The 21,935-nt window shown below is 70.1% G+C and carries 16 protein-coding genes and 2 pseudogenes; 5 read left to right on the forward strand and 13 right to left on the reverse strand.

All coding sequences use genetic code 11. The annotated features are described in order from the left end of the window. The 3 genes and pseudogenes from ASF22_RS20010 to pgeF form a co-directional block, all read right to left on the reverse strand. Positions 1 to 407 (reverse strand): annotated as a pseudogene (locus tag ASF22_RS20010) (porin family protein); the annotation flags it as partial. A 30-nt stretch (positions 408 to 437) separates the two neighbouring features. After that, a pseudogene (locus ASF22_RS25085) lies at positions 438 to 622 on the reverse strand (porin family protein); the annotation flags it as partial. Between the two features lie 262 nt (positions 623 to 884). Next, entirely contained in the window at positions 885 to 1,652 is a 768-nt protein-coding gene (gene pgeF, locus ASF22_RS20015; RefSeq protein ID WP_056267598.1) for a peptidoglycan editing factor PgeF, read from the reverse strand. 182 nt (positions 1,653 to 1,834) lie between these two features. Here pgeF and ASF22_RS20020 point away from each other — a divergent pair, with 182 nt between their 5' ends. From ASF22_RS20020 to ASF22_RS20030, 3 genes are all read left to right on the forward strand, one after another. Further along, complete coding sequence (locus tag ASF22_RS20020) at positions 1,835 to 2,410, forward strand: hypothetical protein (protein ID WP_082479369.1); 576 nt, start codon at positions 1,835 to 1,837, stop codon at positions 2,408 to 2,410. 419 nt (positions 2,411 to 2,829) lie between these two features. After that, the gene (locus ASF22_RS20025) at positions 2,830 to 3,921 is read left to right on the forward strand and encodes an aromatic ring-hydroxylating dioxygenase subunit alpha (RefSeq protein WP_056267601.1); all 1,092 of its coding nucleotides are present in this window, start codon (positions 2,830 to 2,832) and stop codon (positions 3,919 to 3,921) included. A 50-nt stretch (positions 3,922 to 3,971) separates the two neighbouring features. Then, positions 3,972 to 5,045: an MBL fold metallo-hydrolase gene (locus ASF22_RS20030; RefSeq protein ID WP_056267605.1), complete on the forward strand. Its 1,074-nt coding sequence runs from the start codon at positions 3,972 to 3,974 to the stop codon at positions 5,043 to 5,045. Positions 5,046 to 5,089: 44 nt separating this feature from the next. Here ASF22_RS20030 and hslU read toward each other — a convergent pair whose 3' ends face one another. From hslU to ASF22_RS24255, 7 genes are all read right to left on the reverse strand, one after another. Then, a complete protein-coding gene (gene hslU, locus ASF22_RS20035) occupies positions 5,090 to 6,403 on the reverse strand; it encodes an ATP-dependent protease ATPase subunit HslU (RefSeq protein ID WP_056267608.1) in 1,314 nt (437 codons plus the stop codon). Beyond that, positions 6,403 to 7,524, reverse strand: a complete 1,122-nt coding sequence (locus ASF22_RS20040) for a hypothetical protein (protein ID WP_244474355.1) — start codon at positions 7,522 to 7,524, stop codon at positions 6,403 to 6,405. Before ASF22_RS20040 ends, hslU begins: the two co-directional genes overlap by 1 nt. Positions 7,525 to 7,594: 70 nt before the next feature. After that, on the reverse strand, positions 7,595 to 9,265 hold the full coding sequence (locus ASF22_RS20045) for a methyl-accepting chemotaxis protein (RefSeq protein WP_056267611.1): 1,671 nt from the start codon (positions 9,263 to 9,265) through the stop codon (positions 7,595 to 7,597). Between the two features lie 89 nt (positions 9,266 to 9,354). After that, positions 9,355 to 9,882: an ATP-dependent protease subunit HslV gene (gene hslV, locus ASF22_RS20050; RefSeq protein WP_056175741.1), complete on the reverse strand. Its 528-nt coding sequence runs from the start codon at positions 9,880 to 9,882 to the stop codon at positions 9,355 to 9,357. A gap of 102 nt (positions 9,883 to 9,984) precedes the next feature. Then, positions 9,985 to 11,007, reverse strand: coding sequence for an HD domain-containing phosphohydrolase (locus ASF22_RS20055; RefSeq protein WP_056175746.1), 1,023 nt, complete (start codon positions 11,005 to 11,007; stop codon positions 9,985 to 9,987). A 172-nt stretch (positions 11,008 to 11,179) separates the two neighbouring features. Beyond that, a complete protein-coding gene (locus ASF22_RS23485; protein WP_056267614.1) occupies positions 11,180 to 11,803 on the reverse strand; it encodes a TadE/TadG family type IV pilus assembly protein in 624 nt (207 codons plus the stop codon). After that, positions 11,797 to 12,315 carry a TadE/TadG family type IV pilus assembly protein gene (locus ASF22_RS24255; RefSeq protein WP_056175753.1) on the reverse strand — a complete coding sequence of 173 codons (519 nt, stop codon included), beginning with the start codon at positions 12,313 to 12,315 and terminating at the stop codon, positions 11,797 to 11,799. The genes ASF22_RS23485 and ASF22_RS24255 overlap by 7 nt, the downstream gene beginning before the upstream one ends. Positions 12,316 to 12,682: 367 nt before the next feature. On the opposite strand from ASF22_RS24255, the gene ASF22_RS20070 reads away from it, so the two are divergent. Both ASF22_RS20070 and ASF22_RS20075 read left to right on the forward strand, forming a co-directional pair. Further along, on the forward strand, positions 12,683 to 14,140 hold the full coding sequence (locus ASF22_RS20070; protein ID WP_056267617.1) for a TadE/TadG family type IV pilus assembly protein: 1,458 nt from the start codon (positions 12,683 to 12,685) through the stop codon (positions 14,138 to 14,140). Further along, positions 14,137 to 16,866, forward strand: coding sequence for an ATP-binding protein (locus ASF22_RS20075; RefSeq protein WP_244474356.1), 2,730 nt, complete (start codon positions 14,137 to 14,139; stop codon positions 16,864 to 16,866). The genes ASF22_RS20070 and ASF22_RS20075 overlap by 4 nt, the downstream gene beginning before the upstream one ends. 12 nt (positions 16,867 to 16,878) lie before the next feature. Here ASF22_RS20075 and ASF22_RS20080 read toward each other — a convergent pair whose 3' ends face one another. The 3 genes from ASF22_RS20080 to hemF all read right to left on the reverse strand — a co-directional run bounded on the left by ASF22_RS20080 (position 16,879) and on the right by hemF (position 21,870). After that, positions 16,879 to 19,530, reverse strand: coding sequence for an ATP-binding protein (locus tag ASF22_RS20080; protein WP_056267619.1), 2,652 nt, complete (start codon positions 19,528 to 19,530; stop codon positions 16,879 to 16,881). A gap of 295 nt (positions 19,531 to 19,825) precedes the next feature. Further along, a complete protein-coding gene (locus ASF22_RS20085; RefSeq protein ID WP_056267622.1) occupies positions 19,826 to 20,947 on the reverse strand; it encodes an AAA family ATPase in 1,122 nt (373 codons plus the stop codon). Continuing rightward, positions 20,944 to 21,870, reverse strand: coding sequence for an oxygen-dependent coproporphyrinogen oxidase (hemF, locus tag ASF22_RS20090; protein ID WP_056267624.1), 927 nt, complete (start codon positions 21,868 to 21,870; stop codon positions 20,944 to 20,946). The genes ASF22_RS20085 and hemF overlap by 4 nt, the downstream gene beginning before the upstream one ends. Positions 21,871 to 21,935 lie beyond the last annotated feature (65 nt).

Genomic DNA, 21,935 nt, shown 5'->3' on the forward strand with positions numbered 1-21,935 from the left:
CCGGCCGGGTTGAAGCCGGCCGGGTTGAAGACCTGCTGGGCGGCGAGGGGGCCGGTGGCGGAGAAGCGGTTCCGCTCACGCCCGAAGTCGACGTACTGGGCGTCGGCCTCGACGCCGACGACGAAGCCGGAGCCCGGGGTGAACTGGTAGTTGTAGCCGATCTGGCCACCGCCGACGAAGCCGTCGTTGCTGCGGCCGTTGCCGAAGGCGATCGCCTGGGTGGTGCCCGGCAGAACCAGGGTGCTGGCGCTGTTCACGCCGATGACGGTCGGGGCGCTGTTGCTGGAAGCGTCGAAGCCGTAACCGGCGTTGAAACCGGCGTAGAAGCCCGTCCAGGTGAACACCGGCACCGGCACGAACACCGGCGGAGCCGCACGGCGCGGAAGGTCTGGCGACGTCCCTCGCATTGTGAACGAGCGCGGTGGTCACGGCCTCGNGCGTCGAAGCCGTAAGCGTCGAAGCCGTAACCGGCGTTGAAACCGGCGTAGAAGCCCGTCCAGGTGAACACCGGCACCGGCACGAACACCGGCGGAGCCGCACGGCGCGGAAGGTCGGCGGCGAAAGAAGAACCGGCGATAAGGATGCCGGCGAGCGCGGTGGCGCCGCGAAGAATGGATTTCATAGTATGGTCCTCTACCAATTCGCCCCGCCGCTCCTTTTGGAGGCATCCGGTGCAGTTCCCCGTCTTTAGTCCAGTCGACCGGAAGAAGCTGTGGCTTTGCGAACACGTCGCTTGCCGGGAAGGCGGCCCCATTGTGGCGGTGCCCGCCTCGATCTTCTGGTAACTCGCCGGGCCAACGCGCGCCAATGGCCAAGGTTCAACCCTCGACGCGATTCGTTGCATCAAAAGTTCTGCCAGATTGTCGCACCTGGCCTCAAGGTGATCAGACGAGGGTGATGGCCGAAATCAGCCGGCCGTAATCGGCCTCGTGGCGGTGGGTCGCGCGGCGGAAGCTGTAGAAGCGCTCCGCGTCGGCATAGGTGCAGAGCCCGAGACTGGAGGCCTGGACGATGCCGGCCTCGGCCAGGCGGGCGGCGATGAACCCCGGCAGATCGAACTGCGCGTGGTCGGGCCGTTCTCCGGCACCCAGGAACGCTTCGCATCCGGGGGCTTCGACCCGGAAGCGCGCGATGAAGTCGGGGCCGACCTCGTAGGCGGCCTGCGCGATCGTCGGCCCGAGCACGGCGACGATGCCGGGCCGGCGCGCGCCCAACCCTTCCATACCCTGGACCGTCGCCTCGATCACGCCCGTGAGAGCGCCTTTCCAGCCGGCATGGGCGGCGCCGACGACGCCATTCTCCGCGTCGGCGAACAGGATCGGTCCGCAATCGGCCGTGGCGATTCCGAGCGCGAGGCCGCGCACCCGCGTCACCATGGCGTCGGCCTGCGGCCGCGCCGCGTGGGGAATGGGGGCCTCCACCACCACGGCCTTGGCGGAATGGACCTGATACAGGCTGGCGAGGTTCTCCGGTGCCACGCCGAGGGCCGTGCACATCCGGGACCGGTTCTCGGTGACACGCGCCGGATCGTCGGCCGAGCCGAGGCCGCCGTTGAGAGAGGCGTAGAGCCCGTCCGAGACGCCGCCCTCCCGGGTGAAGAAGGCGTGGCGCAGGCCCGGCAGGGCCCGCAATTCTGGGGCTTCGAGGAACATGGTCGTTGGCTCCGGCGACGGGGAGGCCTCGATACCCTGTTCCGGACAGCGCGACGACCATCCCGGCATTCGCCGGGTGCCACCCCAAACATCGGAGCCGCCCGTAACGGTTCGCGCGCCGAATTTCACACTTCGTTAAGCATATTTTGATCGGATGCTCGCGAAAGCCGAGGACACATCCGATGTCGGAACCCGCCCGCCAATTCCCGCCCAACGATCAGCCGGGTCGTCCCCAGCCGGGTCCGCTCCGGGATTGGCTCGCCGCGATGAAGGCGGTGACGGCCACCCAGGCGGCGCAGGCCTCGCGCCCCGCCGGCATGCCGCAGCCCGTCGAAGAGGTGGCCGAGCCGCAGGCCGAGGCCCCGGCCTGGACCCCCCGCGTCGTCGCACCGAGCGCGGCGACGCCGGCGCCCCTCGTCGATTCCGAGACCGATCTCTCGGACCTGATGGCCGAGAATCTGATGCTGAAGGCCAAGCTGAAGGTCGAGTTCGAGCGCTACGACAGCCTCCAGGCAGTCCTGGCGGACGAGCTGCGGGGCCTGCGTGGCCATGTCGAGTCCGAAATGCAGGCCCTCGACGAGGTCCGCGCCGAGCGCGATCAGCTCAAGGCCCTCACGGCCGCCGCCGCCAGCGAAATGCGCGAGATGCGCACCAAGATCAACGCCAACGCCGAGGAGCTCGCTCAGGCCCGCTCGGAGCGGGATCTCTGGATGGCCCGGGCCGAGACCCTGGCCCAGCCCTTGTTCCAGCGTCGCTGAACCGACATCCAAGGCAAAGCCGCAGGCTCGTCTTCAGGCAAGCCGCAGGCGCGCCAGACAGGCCGAAGGCCCGCCCCTTTCGGGGCGGGCCTTCCATTGCCGGACCACTCGTTGTCCGGCCGATCCCTTGTTCTTCCCGCCGAGGCGCTAGTAGGCAGCGCCGGAGGCGACGGTCCAGGTCAGGGTGGCCGGGGAGAGCGGCTGATGACAATGAGACACTGGATCACCTCCTTTCGTTCGTTGCGACTGAGGGCAAGGTAGGGGTCGGATCGGGGTTTGAAAAGGGCCTCGGTTGCGCCCTTCCGCCGCTCCCCTCCAGACCCGGGCGGGCCGAGGTGGACTTGAAGTCGACTGGCCACGGCGAGGCCCCAAGTCTAAGACGCTGGCACCCGCCCGGGAGGGCGTGCCCGGAACCCGCCATGTCCGCCAGCCCCAGCCCGCGCGCTCCGGCGCCCGACGAGGCCGCCCTCGATCCCGATGCCATGCGCCAGCCGCTCGGCGACGCGTGGTACTGCGTCGCCCGCTCCGACGGTCTGAAGCCCGGCAGCCTCAAGGCGGTGGAACTCAACGGCGAGCAGATCGTCCTCGGCCGCGACACCGCCGGAGCCGCCTTCGCACTCCGGGATCGCTGCCCCCACCGCGGCATGGCCCTGTCGAAGGGCCGCTTCGACGGCGGCGCCCTGACCTGCCCGTTCCACGGCTGGCGCTTCGGCACCGACGGGCGCTGCCGCGACGTGCCGACCCTGTCCTCCTCCGACGCCGCCGATTTTTCGAAGATCGCGGTGCAGCGCTTCCCCGTCCGCGAGAGCGCGGGCTTCGCCTGGGTCAATTCGTATCTTGGGAGCCCGTCCGGCACCGACGTGCCGGCCCTGCCCGAACTCGGGTTCGAGGCCGCCGGCCGTGTCGTCATCGAACTCGTAGTCGAGGCCTCGTTCGATCTCACCACCTTGAGTCTCGTCGATCCCGGCCACGTCGCGTTCGTGCACGATTCCTGGTGGTTCCGCCCGTCGAAGGAACTGCGCGAGAAGGTGAAGACCTTCACGCCGACGCCGCACGGCTTCACCATGACGAGCCACGCCACCACCACGAGTTCGCCGGTCTATCGGCTGCTCGGCGGCGCCCCGGCGGTGGAGATCGAGTTCCGCCTGCCCGGCGTGCGGCTGGAGCGGATCGTGGCGGGGGCCAAGCGCGTGGCGAACTACACCTTCGCCACGCCGCTCACCCACAACCGCACCCTGCTGACCAACGCCCTGTACTGGAACATGCCGGCGCTGAACCTGCTGAAGCCCGTGGCCCGCCCGCTGATGCGCCAGTTCCTGACCCAGGACCAGCAGGTGCTCCAGCACGCCCAAGCCGGCCTCGACCGGAAGCCCACCATGGTGCTGTTCGGCCAGGGCGATCTGCCCTCGCAATGGTACTTCCGCCTGAAGCGCGAGGCCCTCGCCGCCGCCCGCGAGGGCCGGCCGTTCCGCAATCCCCTAGCGACGCAGGAACTGCGCTGGCGCTCTTGAACCGCAGCGTGGCCGCTTGAACGGCCGCGTGCACCAGCCATCTCGGGTGGATGAAGCGCAACGATCTGATCACGGCCCTCAGCGCCGCCACGGTGATGACCCTCGGGGGCGTCGGCTATGCGGCGCACAAGCGCACGCGCAACCCGTATTACCGGGGGCCGAAGAGCGATCATTTCGACGGCCTGCGCTTCCACGGGCCGGACCAGCCCGCCGACAAGGATCTCTCGGACATCGCCCGCTGGCGCCGCCGGCGCGGCATCTACAGTCCGGTGCGGGCCCTGTGGCCGAAGCACCATCCGAGCCCGTTCCAGGACCGGCCGCCCGAGCGGTTCGCGGGACTGCGCGTCACCCTCATCGGGCACGCGAGCTACCTGTTCCAGGTGGCGGGGCGCAACATCCTGGTCGACCCGGTCTACGCGAACCGGGCCAGCCCGGTGCGGTTCGCGGGCCCCAAGCGCGTCAACCCGCCCGGCATCGCCTATGCCGACCTCCCGCCCATCGACGTGGTCCTGATCACCCACAACCACTACGACCACCTCGACGGCCCCACCGTCGCGCGCCTGTGGCAGGCGCATCAGCCGCTCATTCTGGCGCCGCTGGGCAACGACGCGATCCTGCGGGCCTACGACGACACCATGCATGTGGAGACCCGCGACTGGGGCGAAGCGATCGACCTCGGCGGCGGCCTCACGGTGCATGTCACGCCAGCCAATCACTGGTCGGCGCGTGGGCTCAACGACAAGCGCATGGCCTTGTGGTGCTCGTTCGTGCTGACGACGCCGGTGGGCGTGCACTACCATTCGGGCGACACCGGATTTCGCGGCGGGGCGATCTTCGCCGAGGCCCGCACCCGGTTCGGGCCGCCGCGCCTCGCCACCCTGCCCATCGGCGCCTACGAGCCGCGCTGGTTCATGCGCGACCAACACATGGACCCCGCCGAGGCGGTGGCGGCCGGCCTGCTCCTCGGCGCCGACCAGATGATCGGCCACCATTGGGGGAGCTTCCAGCTCACCGACGAGGGGATCGAGCAACCCGTCGAGGCCCTGGCGGTGGCGTGCGCCGAGAACGGGATCGCGCCGGAGCGCTTCCGGGCGTTCCGGCCGGGCGAGGTCTGGCAGGGCTGACGCCCTGCTGCCTCACAGGATGAACCGGCTGACGCCCTGCCGCCTCACAGGATGAACCGGCTCAGGTCCGCATTCGCCGCCAGGCTCTCGACCCGCGCGCGGACGTAGGCGGCGTCGATGGGCACGGTCTCGCCGGACCGGTCGGTGGCGGTGAACGAGATTTCGTCGATGACGCGCTCCAGCACCGTCTGGAGGCGGCGGGCGCCGATGTTCTCCACCGAGTTGTTCACGTCCACCGCGACCTTGGCCAGGGCATCCACCGCGTCGTCGCTGAATTCGAGGGTCACGCCCTCGGTCTGCATCAGCGCCACGGTCTGCTTCAGCAGGCTCGCCTCCGTGGTGGTGAGGATCTGCTTGAAATCCTCCACCGTGAGGGGCTGCAGCTCGACGCGGATCGGCAGGCGCCCTTGCAATTCCGGCAGGAGGTCGGACGGCTTCGAGACGTGGAAGGCGCCGCTGGCGATGAACAGGATGTGGTCGGTCTTCACCGGCCCGTGCTTCGTCGCCACCGTGGTCCCCTCGATCAACGGCAGCAGATCGCGCTGCACGCCCTCGCGGGACACGTCGGCGGACGAGCGACCCTCCTTGGCGCAGATCTTGTCGATCTCATCGAGGAAGACGATGCCGTTGTCCTCGACCTCGCGGATCGCCTCCTGGGTGAGGGATTCGGTGTCGACGAGCTTGTCGGATTCCTCGGCCAGCAGGGGCGCGTAGGCCTCCTTCACGGTCATCCGCCGGGGCTTGCCCTTCTGGCCGCTGAGCGCCTTGCCGAGCATGTCGCCGAGGTTGACCGCGCCCATGGACGCACCCGGCATGCCCGGGATCTCGAACATCGGCAGGCCGCCGGACGGGTTGCCGCTGAGTTCGATCTCGACCTCCTTGTCGTCGAGTTCGCTCGCCCGCAGCTTCTTGCGGAAGCTGTCGCGGGTGGCCTGACCGGAGGTGGGGCCCACCAGGGCATCGAGGATGCGGGCCTCGGCCGCCGCCTCGGCCTTGGCCTTCACGGCCCGGCGCTTCTCCTCGCGCTTCAGGCCGATGCCGACCTCCACGAGGTCGCGCACGATCTGCTCCACGTCGCGGCCGACATAGCCGACCTCGGTGAACTTCGTGGCCTCGATCTTGAGGAACGGCGCGCCGGCCAGGCGCGCGAGGCGGCGGGCGATCTCGGTCTTGCCGCAGCCGGTGGGGCCGATCATCAGGATGTTCTTCGGCGCGACCTCTTCGCGAAGCGGGCCGGTCAGTTGCTGGCGGCGCCAGCGGTTGCGCAGCGCGATGGCGACGGCGCGCTTGGCGTCGGCCTGGCCGACGATGAAGCGATCGAGTTCCGAGACGATCTCGCGGGGGGAGAAACTGGTCATCACGCTCCGATCGGGTGCGGCAGCCGGGCTGCCCAGGGGCGGGGGAGGGCGCGCAGGATTCGGGCCCGCAGGGGATGCCAGCCGGCGCTCAGAAGAAGGATGAAGGTGCCGAGGGCGAGGAGCGCCAAGGGCAGAACGTTGCCCGTGATTCCGATCTCACGCAGGAGGGCGTCGAACGAAAGGCCGGCATAGACCAGGCTCGACACGAGAATCGCCCGCCGGTCCGTCACAAGGGCAACGCAGGCTAACCCGAGGACGATGGCGAGTATTGGAAAGGCCAAGCCGATCTGCGAGGTGTTCCCATTCGCGACAGCGCTGAGTACCGGATGGACGATCATCGGGGCCGCAAGGAGGTGGAGCCAGAAGGCGATGTCGGTCCGGCGCGTCAACCGCCGGGGATCCGACAGGTCGAAACGCATCGCAAGCGCGAAGGTCCCGAGGCCCGCGGCACTCAGCAGCCAGGGCAGCCGGTCGTAGGCGAAGAACGGATCGACGGCGGCGACGAGACCAAGCAGCAGGCCGATCAGGGCCGCCGTTCCCGCCGCGATGGTGATGGGCACCCTGAAGCGCCAGTAATGCAGCCCCACGAGAAGCAGCGTGACGAGGCCGGCACCAATCAACGGCCGCGCTTCCGGATGACCGCGAAACACGAGATCGAACAACGTCGTCCCCCGTGAGGCCTCCGTATCCGGATCGACCAGTGTGAAGCCGGCGGCGTTATAGGTCGCCAGTGCGAAGACCACGAGTAGGACGATGCTCGGCAAGGCCATGCGTCTGCGTCGCGTGAAGAACTCCGCGAGCATCCAGGCCTCGAGGGCGACTAGACCGTAACCGCCGACCGGCCCCAGCCGATCTATCCCGAGATGACCGGTGGTGCCGAAGAACAGTACGAGGCCAAGGGTCACAAAGATATCGGCGAACCCCGTGACGAACCGCAGGCGCTCGTCGTCGCGGGGCTCGTCCTGGGCGGCGACGTCCTCGCGCGCCAATCGGTCGAGGGCCAGGGCCTGATCGTCGGTGATGATCCCGCGTGCCACCCCGGCGCGCAGGAGCACCGCATGATTCGGCAGCGGGCCGTCGCCCGGGAGGGCGAGGGCGGAGGCGGTCGGGGGCTGTTCCACGCTGCCGACTTAAGCGCGCCGGGGCTGCCTTACCAGGGTGCGGCCGGGCTCACGCCGCCCGGACGCGGGGTCAGGCCGCCCGGATGGTGCCGACGAAGCCCGTGACCTCGCCGTCGAGGGTGGTGGTCTGGCGCGCGAGTTCGGCCGCCGCGCCGAGGACCCGGGCAGCGCCCGTGCCGACTTCGGCCGCGGCGGCGCGCACCTGCCCCATGGTCCGGGTCACCTCCTGGGTGCCGTGGGCGGCGTCGGAGATGCTGCGGGCGATGGCCTGGGTGGCGGTCTGCTGCTCCTCGACGGCGGCGGCCACCCCCTGGGCGATGCCGTGGACGCTGCCGATGGTGGTCCCGATCTCCGCGATGGCCTCGACGGTCTCGCGGGTCGCGGCCTGGATCGTGGCGATCTGGGCGGTGATCTCCTGTGTCGCCTGGGCGGTCTGGGACGCCAGGTCCTTCACCTCGGCGGCGACCACGGCGAAGCCGCGCCCGGCCTCGCCGGCACGGGCCGCCTCGATGGTGGCGTTGAGGGCGAGAAGATTGGTCTGGCCGGCGATGTTCGAGATCAAGGCAACGACATCGCCGATACGGGCGGCGCTGCCGGCGAGCACGTCGACCCGCGCATGGGTGCGCCGGGCGCTCTCCACGGCGCCGGCGGCGGCGGCCGAGGTGTGCGCCACCTGCTGGCCGATGGCGTCGGCGGTGGCGGCGAGTTCCTCGGTCGCCGCCGCCACCGCCTGGACGTTGAGGGCGGTGGCATTGGCCGCCTGCATGACGGCGCTCGACTGGGCGTCGGCGTGCTCGGCGTTGCGGGCCATCGTCCGGGCGGTCTCCTCCAGGGCGGCGGCCGCCCCCGACAGGGTGCCGACGAGGCCGCCGACGCTGCCCTGGAACCGATCGGCGAGGTCGACCCGATCGGCCCGGCGCCGCGCGCTCGCATCCGTGGAGGCCCGGTCCCCATCGATCCGCAGGGTCTCGGCCTGCCGCATGGCGGTGGCGAACACCGCCATGCTGCGCTGGATGTCGCCGATCTCGTCGCGGCGCGGCGTCATGGCGGCGAGCTGGTGATCGCCTTCGGACAGGCGCCGGATCGCGGCGGCGACGCCCACCAGGGGGCGGGCGATCTGGCTGTTGCCGACGCCGACGCCGATGAGCAGGCAGGCGAGGGGCCCCCCGATCGCGAGGGCGACGAGGAGCACGATGCGCTGATCGTAGAGGCTGTCGGTGGCGCGCTCGATGGCGGTGAGGCGGGACAGGCTGTCGGCCACCAGGGCGTCGATGCTGTCCTGGTAGGCCTGCCGATTGGCGCGGTTCGCTTCCGTGAAGCCCTGGTCGGCGGCGGCCTTCGGCGAGACCTCGGTGCCGAGGCGCGCGGTCTCGAGGCGCAGCGGCGTGAAGGCGGCGGCCCCTTCGGCCACCTTGGCGAACAGCGCCTCCTCGGCCGGCGTGAGGCGGGCCGGCCAGGCCGCCAGGACCGCGTTCATGTCCGTGAGGTTCTGGCGCAGGCGCGCGGCGTATTTCACCGCATCGGCGGTGTCCTTGGCGGCGTAGATCCCGCGGGACTCGAGGGCGATGGTGGTGACGTGGCGGTTGAGCCGGGCGGCGTCGAGGGCGCGTTGGGTCGCGAGACGCCCCTGCTCGATGGCGGTGTCGAACGCCCGCAGGGTGAAGACCCCGACGCCCGCCACGAGAAGCGTCACCGCGCTGCAGGCGATGACGAACGCCAGAATCTTCGCCCTGATCCGCATGATCTTCGACTCCCCAGAACAGCTTTTCGCGTCAGTTTGGGGGGAATCTCGGAAAGGTTCGTTAATCGTACGAGACTTCGCTCAGTCGATCATGCATCCAAAGCCTCGATGACGAGACTGTGATTCGTATAGACGCAGATTTCGGCCGCGATCCCCATCGCCCGCCGGACGATGGTTTCTGCGTCGTGCTGTCCATCTTCGAGGGCGCGGGCGGCGGCAAGGGCGTAGTTGCCACCCGAACCGATGGCCATGACGCCGTGCTCCGGCTCGAGGACATCGCCGGACCCCGAGAGCAGCAGGCTGACCTCGCGGTCGGCGACCAGCATCATGGCTTCGAGGCGGCGCAGGTAGCGGTCCGTGCGCCAATCCTTGGTGAGCTCGACGCAGGCGCGGGTGAGCTGGCCCGGATACTGTTCGAGCTTGGCTTCCAGCCGTTCGAACAGCGTGAAGGCGTCGGCCGTGGCGCCGGCGAAGCCGCCGATCACCGCGCCCTTGGCCAGCCGCCGCACCTTGCGGGCGTTGCCCTTCACGATGGTCTGGCCGAGGCTGACCTGACCGTCGCCGCCGATGACGACGCGCCCGCCCTTGCGCACCATCAAGATCGTCGTCGCGTGCATCTGCGGCGGGCCGCCGGATTCGTGTGTCAAAGGGGCTCTCCCGTGTGCGTGTCCGACCGGGAGATAGGTCGTCGGGCCGCCGGGCGCCAACCGGGGACGGGATCAGGCCGGCGTCCCACCCTTCGGCAGCATCCGGGCGAAGGCCGCGACGCAGGCCGGGTCGAAATGCGAGCCGGCGTTGGCCAGGATGTGGTTGAGGGCTTCCCGCTCGCTCCAGGCCTTCTTGTAGGGCCGGTCGGAGGTGAGGGCGTCGAACACGTCGGCCACGGCGACGATGCGGCCCGACAGGGGAATCGCCTCGCCGGCGAGGCCCGCCGGGTAGCCGCTGCCGTCCCAGCGCTCGTGATGCGTGGCGGCGATCTCGGCGGCGCGCTGCATGAGGAGGGACGACGAACCCTCGAGGATGCGACGGCCGCGCTCGGCGTGGCGCTCCATCTCGGTGCGCTCTTCGGGCGTCAGGGGGCCGGGTTTCAGCAGGATGGTGTCCGGCACGCTGATCTTGCCGACGTCGTGCATGGTCGAGGCGAGGCTGAGCTGCTCGACCTCGGCGTCGGGCAGGTCGAGGCCGCGGGCGATGAGGGCGACGAGCCCGGCCACCCGCGCGACGTGGTTGCCGGTCTCATTGTCGCGATGCTCGGCGGCCTTCATCAGCATCAGCACGATCTCGCGCTCGCGGGCGGCGATGAGGGCGGTGGCCGCCTTGACCTCGCGGTCGAGCCAGGCGGCGCGCTCCCGTTCTCCGATGCGGGCGCGGTTGAGGGCGAGCAGGTTCGACACCCGTGCGCGGATCTCGATGGGGTCGAAGGGCTTGGCCAGGAAATCCGTGGCGCCGGCCTCCAGGGCCTCCCGGCGCAGGCTGCGCTGGTCGAGGCTCGTCACCATCACCACCGGAACGTGCTCGAAGCCCGGCACGGCGCGAGCGGCGCGGATGAACGCGACGCCGTTCATGCCCGGCATGTCGTAATCCGAGATCGCCAGCCCGATGGCGTCGGCATTGGCGGCGACGAAGGCCAGGGCGTCCGCCGGCCGCGTGAAGTCGCGCACGGTGCAGTCCGGAATCGTCCGGATGGCCTCGGCCATCAGCATGTTGTTCAGGGGGGCGTCGTCGAGGACGAGAACGAACATCGCGTGGCCTTGAGATCCCGGACCGCCATCGTACGCCCGGGGGCCGAGCCCCCGCCGTGCCGTGCGGCCGCGCTCGTTTTCTGGACTATCGGCGCCGTCTTGGCTGCCCGTCGCGTGCCACAGGGTGAATGAAATCTTCCGGCCGGCGCCATTTCGCTTCACCGGACGGGCCTCAGGGCGGGCAGGGCAGCCCACCCGGCAGCACGATCTCGGGACTTTCGCTGGCGTAGCGCCGGCCGTAGCGCACGGGCCACAGGGTCTTGCGCACGAGGTCGAGGCCCGACACCGCGTCCCGGAACACGCCCGGCCCCGAGACGGGCCGGTAGGTGCTGGTGATCTCGACGAGGATGAGCCGGGTGCCGGCGGGCTGGGTCGCCTCGGCGTCGCTCACCGGCGCCGGGGCCTCGGGCGCGCGCAGGGGCGAACCGGACGCCGCCGCGCTCGAGCACACCCGCAGGGGCCCGGGCTCGGTGCCGCCGGGGACGCCGGGGACGCCGACGGCGCTGATGGTGATGCGGACCCCGTCGGCGGCGTAGGGCGCGAGAACGATGGCGGCCGCCCGGAAGATGTCCTCGACCTCCGCCGAGGTCGGACGGGTGCGCTGGGACAGGGTATCGCCGATGGTGCGGGACAGGATGTCGAGCTTGCGCGCGTGGCGCAGGACGTTGGTGATCTCGACGGTGCCGAAGTAGAGCAGCAGCAGGACCGGGATCAGGAGGGCGAACTCGACGATGGCCACGCCGTCGCGTTGCCCGGCGAGGCGACGCGCTGCGCTCCGTGCGGCCCGGCTCAGCATCCGCTCGCGACGGGGGAATTGCCTTCGAGCTGGATCACCGCCGCCGCATTGATGAGGCGGCTGCCGTCTCGGAACTGGCCCGGGGCGATCCCGAAGGGCTGGAACGTGTGCTGGGCCAGCGCCGCCTGGACCACGACGACGCTGCCCTTCAGCAGGCACCCGTGCTGGGTCCCGAAGCCCGGCCGCCAGTCCTTCGTGGCGGCATCGACCGGAGAGGCGCGGTCGACGCTGGCGAAGCTGTCGTAGGCAGCGACATCGACCTTGAGGGCGTCGCATTTCACGAAGGGAGCGACCTGCCGGCACAGCTCCGTGCGGACCCCGTCGAGGGGCGAGCCGCCCGAGCCGTCGGCGCGGACGTAGAATTGCCGCATCGCGCTGTCGAGGCCGTTGTCGAGGGAGGCCGTGATCCAGTGCACGAGGGCGTTCTCGAGGACGAACAGAATGACCACGAAGAGCGGGACGATCACCACGGCGAACTCGACGGCCGCGGCCCCGCCCGTGTCCCGGCGCAACCGCCCGGCCAGACCCCGGACTCGTCGATGCGCCCCGATGGGACGTGTCTCGCCCGCGTGCCCGGCCTCCGTTGCATCCGGAGCCGCGCAGCTTCGTGTTCGGCGGTGAGCGGCGGGCGGAAACACGGGCGTGAGGGGAACCTGCGCGCGGCGCGACGGCGACACGCTCGCAACGGGATCGCATGGCGGCGGTTAATTCACCGTGTGCGCCAGCATCGATCCGCCGACGATAACGTGTTCGTTATCCGATAACCTTAAAATTTATCAGGATAGATGTTCGAAGTTGTCTCGCCTCGGCGGCGCAACTTCGCGAGGTTTATTCAATCTCAACCGGTCCGTGCCCATTCCTAGGCATGGGAGCTGAAAGATGAGCCGGTCGTTCGCCGAATTCGCCAGGGACAAGCGCGGCGGCATCGTGTTGATCTTCGCGCTGCTGCTTCCCGTCGTGACGGGGATGAGCGCCGCGGCCGTGGAATACGGGTCCCTGGTCAAGCGCCGGTCCGAGCTCCAGCGCGCGGCCGACAGCGGCGCCATCGCGGGCGTCAACCAGTTCAAGCTCGCCAACACCGACGATGCCAGCGCGGTCCGCACCGCCATCGCCATGGCCCGCGCCCAGGCCGGGAACCAGCGTCCCGTCGCGGCGGCGGCGGAGGTGGTGGGTACGCATTCCGGCGTGCGCGTCACCCTCTCGGAGACCATCGTCCTCACCCTCGGCCGGCTCCTGAACCTGCCGAGCCTGGACGTCCGGGTCCAGTCGACGGCCAAGCTCGCCGGCACCACCCGCCTGTGCCTCCTCGCCCTGGACGGCCTGTCCATGGGCGCGTTCCACCTCGAGAGTGCCGCGCGGATCACCGCCTCGGATTGCTCGCTCTACTCGAACTCGATCAATCCCGCCGGCATCCAGGGCGAGAACGCCGCTGTGGCGCAGGCCATCTCGATCTGCTCGGCCGGCGGCTATGCCGGACGGGCGAACTTCTCACCCCAGCCCGCCACGGGCTGTCCGGTCATGCGCGACCCCCTCGCGCACCTCCCGGCTCCGAGGATCGAGCCGTGCCTCGACCTCGGGAGCCTGCTCAACCCGAAGAAGTACGTCGAGGACCCCGACAATCCGGCCTACGGCAAGAACATCGTCACCACCGTGGCGACCCTGAATCCGGGAACCTATTGCGGCGGCCTCCACATCACCAAGGGCGCGACGGTGACGCTCCGGCCGGGGGTCTACGTGATGAAGGACGGGCCCCTGGTGGTCGACAAGAAGAGCTCCCTGGAGGGGGTCAACGTCGGCTTCTACTTCACCGGCCCGCGGGCGGGCCTGCTGTTCGACGAGAAGAGCGTCATCAGCCTCACCGCGCCCAAGGAAGAGCCCATGCGCGGATTGCTGTTCTTCGAGGAGCGGAACCTCGTCGCCGAGGCCGTGTCCAGCTCCCTCGTCGGCTCCCTCCTCGGGGGCGTCGGCGGCGTTGTCAACGGCGTCGGCAATCTCGCCACGGGTGTGGTCGGCCTCGTGGTGGAACTCCCGCCGCCGCTGGGCGGCAAGGGCAAGCCGAAGCCGCCGCCCGGCGGGCCGCTGCCGTTGCGCGAATACCGCATCATCAGCGACGAGGCGCGGACCCTGCTCGGCACCATCTACCTGCCTTCGGGTCGCCTCATCATCGATTCGAAGAGGCCGGTGGCCGATCAATCCGCCTACACGGTGATCATCGCCCGGCTCATCAACCTGTACGACGGCCCCAACCTCGTCCTCAACGCCCGGTACGGCGCCACCGACGTTCCGGTGCCCCGGGGCGTCGGCCCGAGTTCGGCCAACACGGAGCTCTCCCAGTGACCGCGCCGGCCGCGTCCGCGCGCCCTCGGCGCCTGCCCGTGTTCCGCTCCCTCGCGGGGCGGCTGGCGCTGGCGGTGTTCGCGTCCGTCGCCCTCGCCCTCGCGGCGGCGGCGGCGTTCAACCTGTGGCAGGAGGTCCATCGCTACGCCGAGGCCAAGCGCGACGCCCTCTCGACCATCGCGCAGGTCTTCGCCGCGTCGAGCGCCCGGGCCGTCTCCGAGGGCGATGCCGCGGAGGCGACGCGCACGCTCAGCGCCATCGCCCGCCGGCCCGACCTCGTCTACGCGGGCATCGAGCGCCCGGACGGCTCGACCCTGGCGGACCAGGGGCTCGCCATCCGCCTCGACAGCGACATCGACCTCGATGCCGGCGGCTCGCCCCTGTGGCTGCTCGGCAGCCGGACCGCGCAGGTGCGCGTCGCGATCCTGCATGCCGGCCTCACCGTCGGAACCCTCGTGCTCGTCGCCGACACCACCGACCTGATCGACCGGCTCCTCACGATCCTGAAGGCGTCGGCTCTGGCCTCGGCCCTGGCGCTGGCCCTCGGCCTCGCCGTCTCGTACGGCCTGCACCGCTCCATCACACAGCCCATCGCCGAACTCGCCGCCACCATGGACCGGGTCCGCGCGGCCGAGGATTACGGCGAGGTCGCCCGCATCGTGCGCGACGACGAGGTCGGCGTGCTGGCTCGCACCTTCAACACCCTGCTGGGCACCGTGCGCGAGCGCGGCGACCGCCTCGCCCGCCACATGGAGCGCCTGGAAAGCGACATCGCCGCGCGCACGGCCGACCTGCACGAGGCCAAGGAGGCGGCCGAAGCCGCCAACGGCGCGAAATCGTCCTTCCTCGCCACCATGAGCCACGAGATCCGCACGCCCCTGAACGGCATGCTGGTGATGGCGGAACTGCTCGCCGCCGCCGACCTGCCCGACCGGCAGAAGCGCTACGCCGAGGTCATCGCCCGTTCGGGCCAGAATCTGCTGGCCATCATCAACGACATCCTCGATTTCGCCAAGGTCGAGGCCGGCAAGATCGACCTCGAGCGCATCGCACTCGCGCCGGCCGAGATCGTCGATACGGTGGTGTCGCTGTTCGCCGAGAAGGCCCGCGAAGCGAATCTCGATCTCGCGGCCTTCATCGCGCCCGACGTGCCCCGTCAGATCGTCGGCGATCCCGTGCGCCTGGGGCAGATCCTCTCGAACTTCGTCAACAACGCCCTGAAATTCACGCCGCAAGGCCACGTGCTGGTGCGCCTCGAACGCGCCGGCCCGGACCGCCTGCGCCTCAGCGTGCGCGACACCGGGATCGGCATTCCCGCGTCGAAGGTCGGCACCATCTTCTCGGCCTTCTCGCAGGCCGACCAATCCACCACACGCCGCTTCGGCGGCACCGGCCTCGGCCTCTCCATCGCCCACCGACTCGCGCTGGCCATGGGCGGCACCATGGGGGTCGACAGCGTCCTGGGCGAGGGCTCGACCTTCTGGGCCGAACTCCCCCTGGAGGCCGTGGACGATGCGGTCCGGGCAGATCGGCGCGCCGACGGCATCCCGGAATTCGTCGTCGTGGCGCACGCGGGCGCCGCCAGCGTCGCGAGCCTGTGCGAGCGCCTGGTCGCGGCCGGCTTCGTGCCGGTCGCCGCCGATGCGCCGCAGGCCGCGACCGCCCACTGGATCGCCGATGCGGCCGATCTCGTCGCCCTCGGTCGCCGTCCGTCGGCGACGGGCCGGGTGCTCGCAATCGCCCGCATGGGCGATCCGGCCGCCGGCACGGTGCTGGGGGCGGGCTTCGCCGACGACCTCCTCCGCTGGCCCGTGGTTCAGGACGAATGGGACCGGGCCCTCGGCGCCCTGGCCAGCGGCGCCCCCTTCGCCGCAGCGGCGCGGACCGCGCTCGCCGGTGCCGCCCTGGCGCAGTTCCCCGGCGCACGGGTGCTGGTGGCCGACGACAGCGCCGTCAACCGCGAGGTTGCCTGCGCGGCCCTGGCACGCTGCGGCATCACGCGGATCGTCACGGTGGTCGACGGGCGCGAGGCCGTGGAGGCGTGCCGCGCGCAGGCGTTCGATCTCGTCCTCATGGACGGCAGCATGCCGGTGCTCGACGGCTACGACGCCGCCCGCGCGATCCGGGCCGAAGAGGCTTCGTCCGGCCGGCGCATCCCCATCGTGGCGCTCACCGCCCACGTGATCGGCGCGGCGGCCGAGGCCTGGCGCGACGCCGGCATGGACGGGACCCTGACCAAACCCTTCACCCTGGCGGCCCTCGCCGCGATGCTGTCGCGCGTTCTCGATCCCGCTGGGATGGGTTGCGATGCAGTCGCGCCCGATGCCCCCGGTGCCGAGCCCGATGGCCTCCTCGACGACGAGGTGGTGAACGGCCTCGTCGAAATGGCACTATCCGCCGGCAGCGGGTTCGCCGAGCGTATCGTCGCCCTCTACGCCGAGCACGCCCCCGTCGCCCTGGTGGAGATCGCGGCGGCTTGCGCGGCGGGCGACGCGCCCGCGCTCGCCAGTGCGGCCCACAGCCTCAAGTCCATGAGTCTGAACATCGGCGGCCGGGCCTTGGCGGCACGCCTCGCCGTCCTGGAGGAGGACGCCCGCTCGGGCGGTGTCCCGCCCGACGCCGAGACCCTGGCGACCATCGAAATCCTGACCACCGACACCCTGGCGGCGATCACCGAGCGGATGCGGGTACCGGCGCCGTCGGGACCGGATTCCGTCGCTGCGTGAAGCGCATCGGCGTCAGTTGCGACGCTCGACACCCGCATGGACCGACGCGTGGCTTGGCGGCTGGGCCGCCACCCGCAAGGCATGCCTCGCCGATCTCCGGGCCAGACCACGGGCTTCGTCCAACAGGTCCTGGAAGACCGCCGATCCTTCGCTGGCGATCCGTTGCTCGCTGCAGAGCTCCACGGCATGGCAGGCATTCGAGAGCGCGAGGAAACCCAGCGTGCCGGCGGACGACACACAGGTATGCGCTTCGAAGCGCAGCTGATCCCGGTCCGCCGCGGTCTCCCCGGCCGTGGTGAAGCGCGCGTCCAGTTCCTCGGCGAGCATCCCCAGGGCGTCGTGGACGGGCCCACGGCCGATCACGCCGATCATGGCGTCGTAGGCGCTTCGATCGAGCAGGCTCAAATCCTCGCCGCTCCGATCGACGCCCGTGGCAAGCGGGTCGGATCGGGTCGTCCGGGCCGGCGCCCGCGACAGCCACCGATCGATGATGCGATAGAGGTCCGCCCGGGCGAAGGGCTTACCCACGTGATCGTCCATGCCGGCTGCCCGGAACATCCGGATCTGGTCCGGCAGCACGTTGGCGGTCATCGCCAGGATGGGGATCGTGGCCGCTTCGGCCCCGAGCGCACGGATGTGCCGGGTCGCCGTCATGCCATCCATACCCGGCATCTGCACGTCCATCAGGATCAGATCGTAGCACCCTTCGGCCACGGCGCGGATGGCGGAGGCTCCGTCCGCAACGATCTCGACGGCATGGCCCGCGACCTCGAGGACCGCCCGGGCGAGGTCCTGGTTGATCCGGTTGTCCTCCACGAGAAGGATCCGCCCGGGCCGCTGCGCGATGGGGGGGCAACTGGCGCGCGGCGCCGACGGTTCGCCGGTCCCGAGCGGCAGTGTCAGGGCGAACCAGAACCTTGCACCCATGCCCTCCTCGGAGCGGACGCCGATCTCGCCGCCCATGAGGTCGACCAGCTGCTTGCAGATGGCAAGGCCGAGGCCGCTCCCACCGAAGTTCCGCTCGATGGAGCCGTCGATCTGCGAGAAGCGCTGAAACAGGCGATCCTGCTTCGCGCGGGCGATGCCGATCCCCGTATCCTCCACGCTGAAGCGCAGGCGCTCGCCGGTTTCCCCGGTACCCTCGTACTGGGCATTGAGTGTCACGGAGCCGTGCGCCGTGAACTTGATCGCGTTGTTCAGGAGGTTCAGCAGGACCTGCCGGAGGCGCGCCTGGTCTCCGTTCAGGCTTGGGGGCAAAGCGGAGTCGATCATCGCCCTGACATCCAGGCCTTTCTGGTCCGCGGAGCCTCGAACGATGCTGAGGCAGTTGTCGATCAGCACCCGTGGATCGAAAGCCTGCCGGTCCAGCACGACGGCTCCGGCCTCGACCTTCGAGAAGTCCAGGATGTCGTTGACGATCGTCAGCAACGCCGACCCGCAGGTGCGTACGAGTTCGGCCTGGTGCCGGAGGTCCGGGGGAAGCCGATCCGAGGCGATCATCACGTCGGTGAAGCCGATGATCGCATTCAGGGGCGTCCGGATCTCATGGCTCATGGAGGCCAGGAACTCGGTCTTGGCGAGGCTCGCCCGCTCGGCCTCCCGCTTGGCCGTTTCGGCATCATGCGTCCGGGCGGCGACCCGCTCGCTCAGGGTGGCGTTCAATCCGCGCAGCTCCGTCTCGCTCGCCCGAAGCGCCCGCTCGGCGGCATCGCGCGCGGTGTCGTCCCGAAGCGTCATGACGGCGCCGATCTGCCGTCCGTCACGGGTCAGCAGCGGCCGGGCGCTGCCGATGCCCAGCACTTCGGTGTCGTCCGGCCGCCGGACCCGCCAGCGGGCATCCAGGACCGTCTCGCCCCGAACGGCACGTGCCAGGGGCAGGTTCTGCGAATCGTAGGGCGCACCGTCCTCGGTGAAGACGCGGTAGGCGTCGCTGTACTGATCGGGCGTCACGTCGAGATGGACCGTCCCGAGAATCCTGCCCGCTGCTTCGTTGACGAGGGTGATGCGGCCGTTGCCGTCGGTGACGATGACCCCCTCGACGAGTTGGCCCAGGATGGCATCGTGGGTCGAGTCCAGGGCTTCACGGTAGCGCGCCTCGCTCTCGGCCGCCGCCTGCTCGGCGTTCCTGCGGGCGGCGACATCGAGGGCACGTTGCTCGGCGGCGGCTTCTCCGGCCCGCAAGGCGCCGCGGAGGCGCAGGTGAGCCACGACGACGCGCGCTAGATCCTCGAGTTGGCGTGCCTCCGCATCGGTGAGGGCCCGAGCCTTCGTGCCGATCAGGCACAGGGTGCCGACCCGGACTCCCGGTCGCAGGATCAGTGGGGCGCCCGCGTAGAAACGGATATGCGGCGCGCCCGTGACAAGGGGATTCGAGGCGAATCGAGGGTCGTTCTCCGCGTCTTCGACCACCATGACCGCGTCCGAGAGGATGGCATGACTGCAGAAGGACACCGCGCGCGACGTGCCTTCCAGGGCCAGACCGCACTTGGCCTTGAACCACTGCTCGTGTTCATCGACGAGGGTGACGAGGCAGATCGGAACGCCGAACAGTGCCTGAGCCGTCCGGCAGACGGCATCGAAATGCGGCTCCGGCGGCGTCCCGACGAGGGCGAGTGCACGAAGATCGGCCAGACGGTCGGCTTCGTTTGGCGTGGTTGCAGTCATGGACGGCCATCAACCCAAGGTGATTATTTCGCACAACCATTCGGCATCGGCGATCGGAAGTACAGGAACGTAAATGTGTTCTGCGATACGGCTCGATCATGTGTTGAGTTCCGCGGAGCGTCGGCGTCGATCCGGACGCAAGCGGTCCATGAATTCATTGGTTTATATCCGGTCGTGGCGAGGATTTGATGAGCTGGCCGCTCGTCTTCGGACAGACTTTGGTCGGGCAACAATCCCGCATGTCCGCAACCTTCGCGATTGGTTTCACGAGGCGTTCTTGCCGCGTCGCGCGGTCCTACATCACCACCGTGATCGCCTGCGCCGCCCGGGTCAGGCCGGTGTAGAGCCAGCGCGCCCGGTGCTCGCGGAAGGCGAAGGATTCGTCGAACAGGACCACGCTGTCCCATTGCGAGCCCTGTGCTTTATGGACGGTAAGCGCGTAGCCGTAGGTGAACTCGTCGGTCTCGCGGCGGAGGAAGGCCGGGATCTCCTCCTCGGAGCCGGACATCACCGCGCGCAGCACCTTGATGTCCACGGGGCGGCGGCGGAGCGCCGGATCGTCGTCCGGCACCACGTCGAGGCGGATCGTGTCGGGGCGCTGGGCCGCGCGCTGGGCCTGCACCGTCCAGGTCGAGCCGTTGAGCAGGCCCTTGGTGCGGTCGTTCCGGAGACAGACGAGCTTCTCGCCCACCGCCGGCATCGGGTCGGTGTGGCCGGCGATCTCGCGCAGGCGATTGTTGTAGAGCCGCCGGGTCTTGTTCATGCCGACGAGCACTTGGTCGGCCGCGATCACTTCGTTGGGGTCGAGGCTGCGCCGGGAGACCACGCGGCTGCGGCCGTACTCGCCGAGGGTGAGGCGGCCGCCCTCGCGGATCGTCATCGCCATGCGGACGATGGGGTCGTCGGCGGCCTGGCGATGGACCTCCGTGAGCATCACGTCGGGCTCGGCCTCGGTGAAGAAGCCGCCGCCGCGCACGGGCGGCAGCTGCGCCGGATCGCCCAGCACCAGCACGGGCTTGTCGAAGGACAGGAGGTCGTTGCCGAGGTCGGAATCCACCATGGAGCACTCGTCGATGATGACGAGTTCGGCCTTGGCGATGGGCCCGGTGCGGTTGAGGGTGAAGGCGGGGCCGCCGTCCTCCGTCTCCTTGGTGCGGTAGATCAGGCTGTGGATCGTCGCCGCGTCGTGGCAGCCCTTCGACCGCATCACCGAGGCCGCCTTGCCCGTGAAGGCGCCGAACACCACGGTACCGTCGACGTCGTCGGCGATGCGGCGGGCCAGCGTGGTCTTGCCGGTGCCCGCATAGCCGAACAGGCGGAACACCTGGGCGCCCCCGCCCTTGCGCCAGTCGGCGATGGCTTTCAGCGCCGCATCCTGCTGCGGCGCGAACCGGGTCGGCAGCGCGGTCTCGCTCACGGCCAGCGCACGGTCGGCGGCAGGGACGACAGGATCGACGCGACGTTGCCGCCGGTCTTGAGGCCGAAGATGGTGCCGCGGTCGTGCAGCAGGTTGAACTCGACGTAGCGCCCGCGCCGGACCTGCTGCTCCAGCCGGTCCGCCTCCGTCCAGGGCGTGCCCATGTTGGCGCGCATGATCGCCGGATAGGCCTCGAGGAAGGCCCCGCCCACGTCGCGGGTGTAGGCGAGATCCGCCGCCGGATCGCCGGTCCAATGATAATCGTAGAAGATCCCGCCGATGCCGCGCGGCTCCTTGCGGTGCGGCAGATAGAAGTACTCCTCGCACCACGCCTTGTAGCGGGCGTAGTCGGCGGCCGGCGCATGGGCGTCGCAGGCCGCCTTCATGGCGGCGTGGAAGGTGAGCGTGTCGGGGTCGTCCTGGTTGCGCCGGCGGTCGAGGACCGGCGTCAGGTCGGCGCCGCCGCCGAACCACGTCCGCGTGGTGGCCACGAACCGGGTGTTCATGTGGACCGTGGGCGCGTTCGGGTTCCACGGATGGGCGATGAGCGAGATGCCGGTGGCGAAGAAGCGCGGATCCTCCGCGGCCCCCGGCATCTGCGCCCGGAACTCCGGCGCGAACTCGCCGTGCACCGCCGAGACGTGGACGCCGGCCTTCTCGAACACCCGCCCCTTGAGGATCGCCATGGTGCCGCCGCCGCCGGGCTTGCCGGTGTGATCCGTGCGCTCCCAGGGCGTCTTCTCGAATCGTCCGGCCTCGGCCGGCGCGTCCTCGTGGAACGGCCCCGTCGCCTCGTCCTCCAGGGTCTCCAGGGCGGCGACGATGCGGTCGCGCAGGGTGGTGAACCACGCCGTCGCCTCGCCCTTGAGGGCCGTCAGCTCGGCTTCGGGCAGGGGCGTGAAGGGCGTGTCGGGGCGCGTCATGGCCCCGATGTCCCATATCGATCCCGGCGGTTCAATCCTCGCCGTCGCCTCGCCGTCACCGCGCC

The organism is Methylobacterium sp. Leaf87 (assembly GCF_001422775.1).
Lineage (GTDB): Bacteria > Pseudomonadota > Alphaproteobacteria > Rhizobiales > Beijerinckiaceae > Methylobacterium.

What these genes read in the sequence shown, in the direction of transcription:
- pgeF (WP_056267598.1), bottom strand. Translation starts at nt 1,652, where the DNA reads ATGTTCCTCGAAGCCCCAGAATTGCGGGCCCTGCCGGGCCTGCGCCAC.
- ASF22_RS20020 (WP_082479369.1), top strand. Translation starts at nt 1,835, where the DNA reads ATGTCGGAACCCGCCCGCCAATTCCCGCCCAACGATCAGCCGGGTCGT.
- ASF22_RS20025 (WP_056267601.1), top strand. Translation starts at nt 2,830, where the DNA reads ATGTCCGCCAGCCCCAGCCCGCGCGCTCCGGCGCCCGACGAGGCCGCC.
- ASF22_RS20030 (WP_056267605.1), top strand. Translation starts at nt 3,972, where the DNA reads ATGAAGCGCAACGATCTGATCACGGCCCTCAGCGCCGCCACGGTGATG.
- hslU (WP_056267608.1), bottom strand. Translation starts at nt 6,403, where the DNA reads ATGACCAGTTTCTCCCCCCGCGAGATCGTCTCGGAACTCGATCGCTTC.
- ASF22_RS20045 (WP_056267611.1), bottom strand. Translation starts at nt 9,265, where the DNA reads ATGCGGATCAGGGCGAAGATTCTGGCGTTCGTCATCGCCTGCAGCGCG.
- hslV (WP_056175741.1), bottom strand. Translation starts at nt 9,882, where the DNA reads ATGCACGCGACGACGATCTTGATGGTGCGCAAGGGCGGGCGCGTCGTC.
- ASF22_RS20055 (WP_056175746.1), bottom strand. Translation starts at nt 11,007, where the DNA reads ATGTTCGTTCTCGTCCTCGACGACGCCCCCCTGAACAACATGCTGATG.
- ASF22_RS23485 (WP_056267614.1), bottom strand. Translation starts at nt 11,803, where the DNA reads ATGCTGAGCCGGGCCGCACGGAGCGCAGCGCGTCGCCTCGCCGGGCAA.
- ASF22_RS20070 (WP_056267617.1), top strand. Translation starts at nt 12,683, where the DNA reads ATGAGCCGGTCGTTCGCCGAATTCGCCAGGGACAAGCGCGGCGGCATC.
- ASF22_RS20080 (WP_056267619.1), bottom strand. Translation starts at nt 19,530, where the DNA reads ATGACTGCAACCACGCCAAACGAAGCCGACCGTCTGGCCGATCTTCGT.
- hemF (WP_056267624.1), bottom strand. Translation starts at nt 21,870, where the DNA reads ATGACGCGCCCCGACACGCCCTTCACGCCCCTGCCCGAAGCCGAGCTG.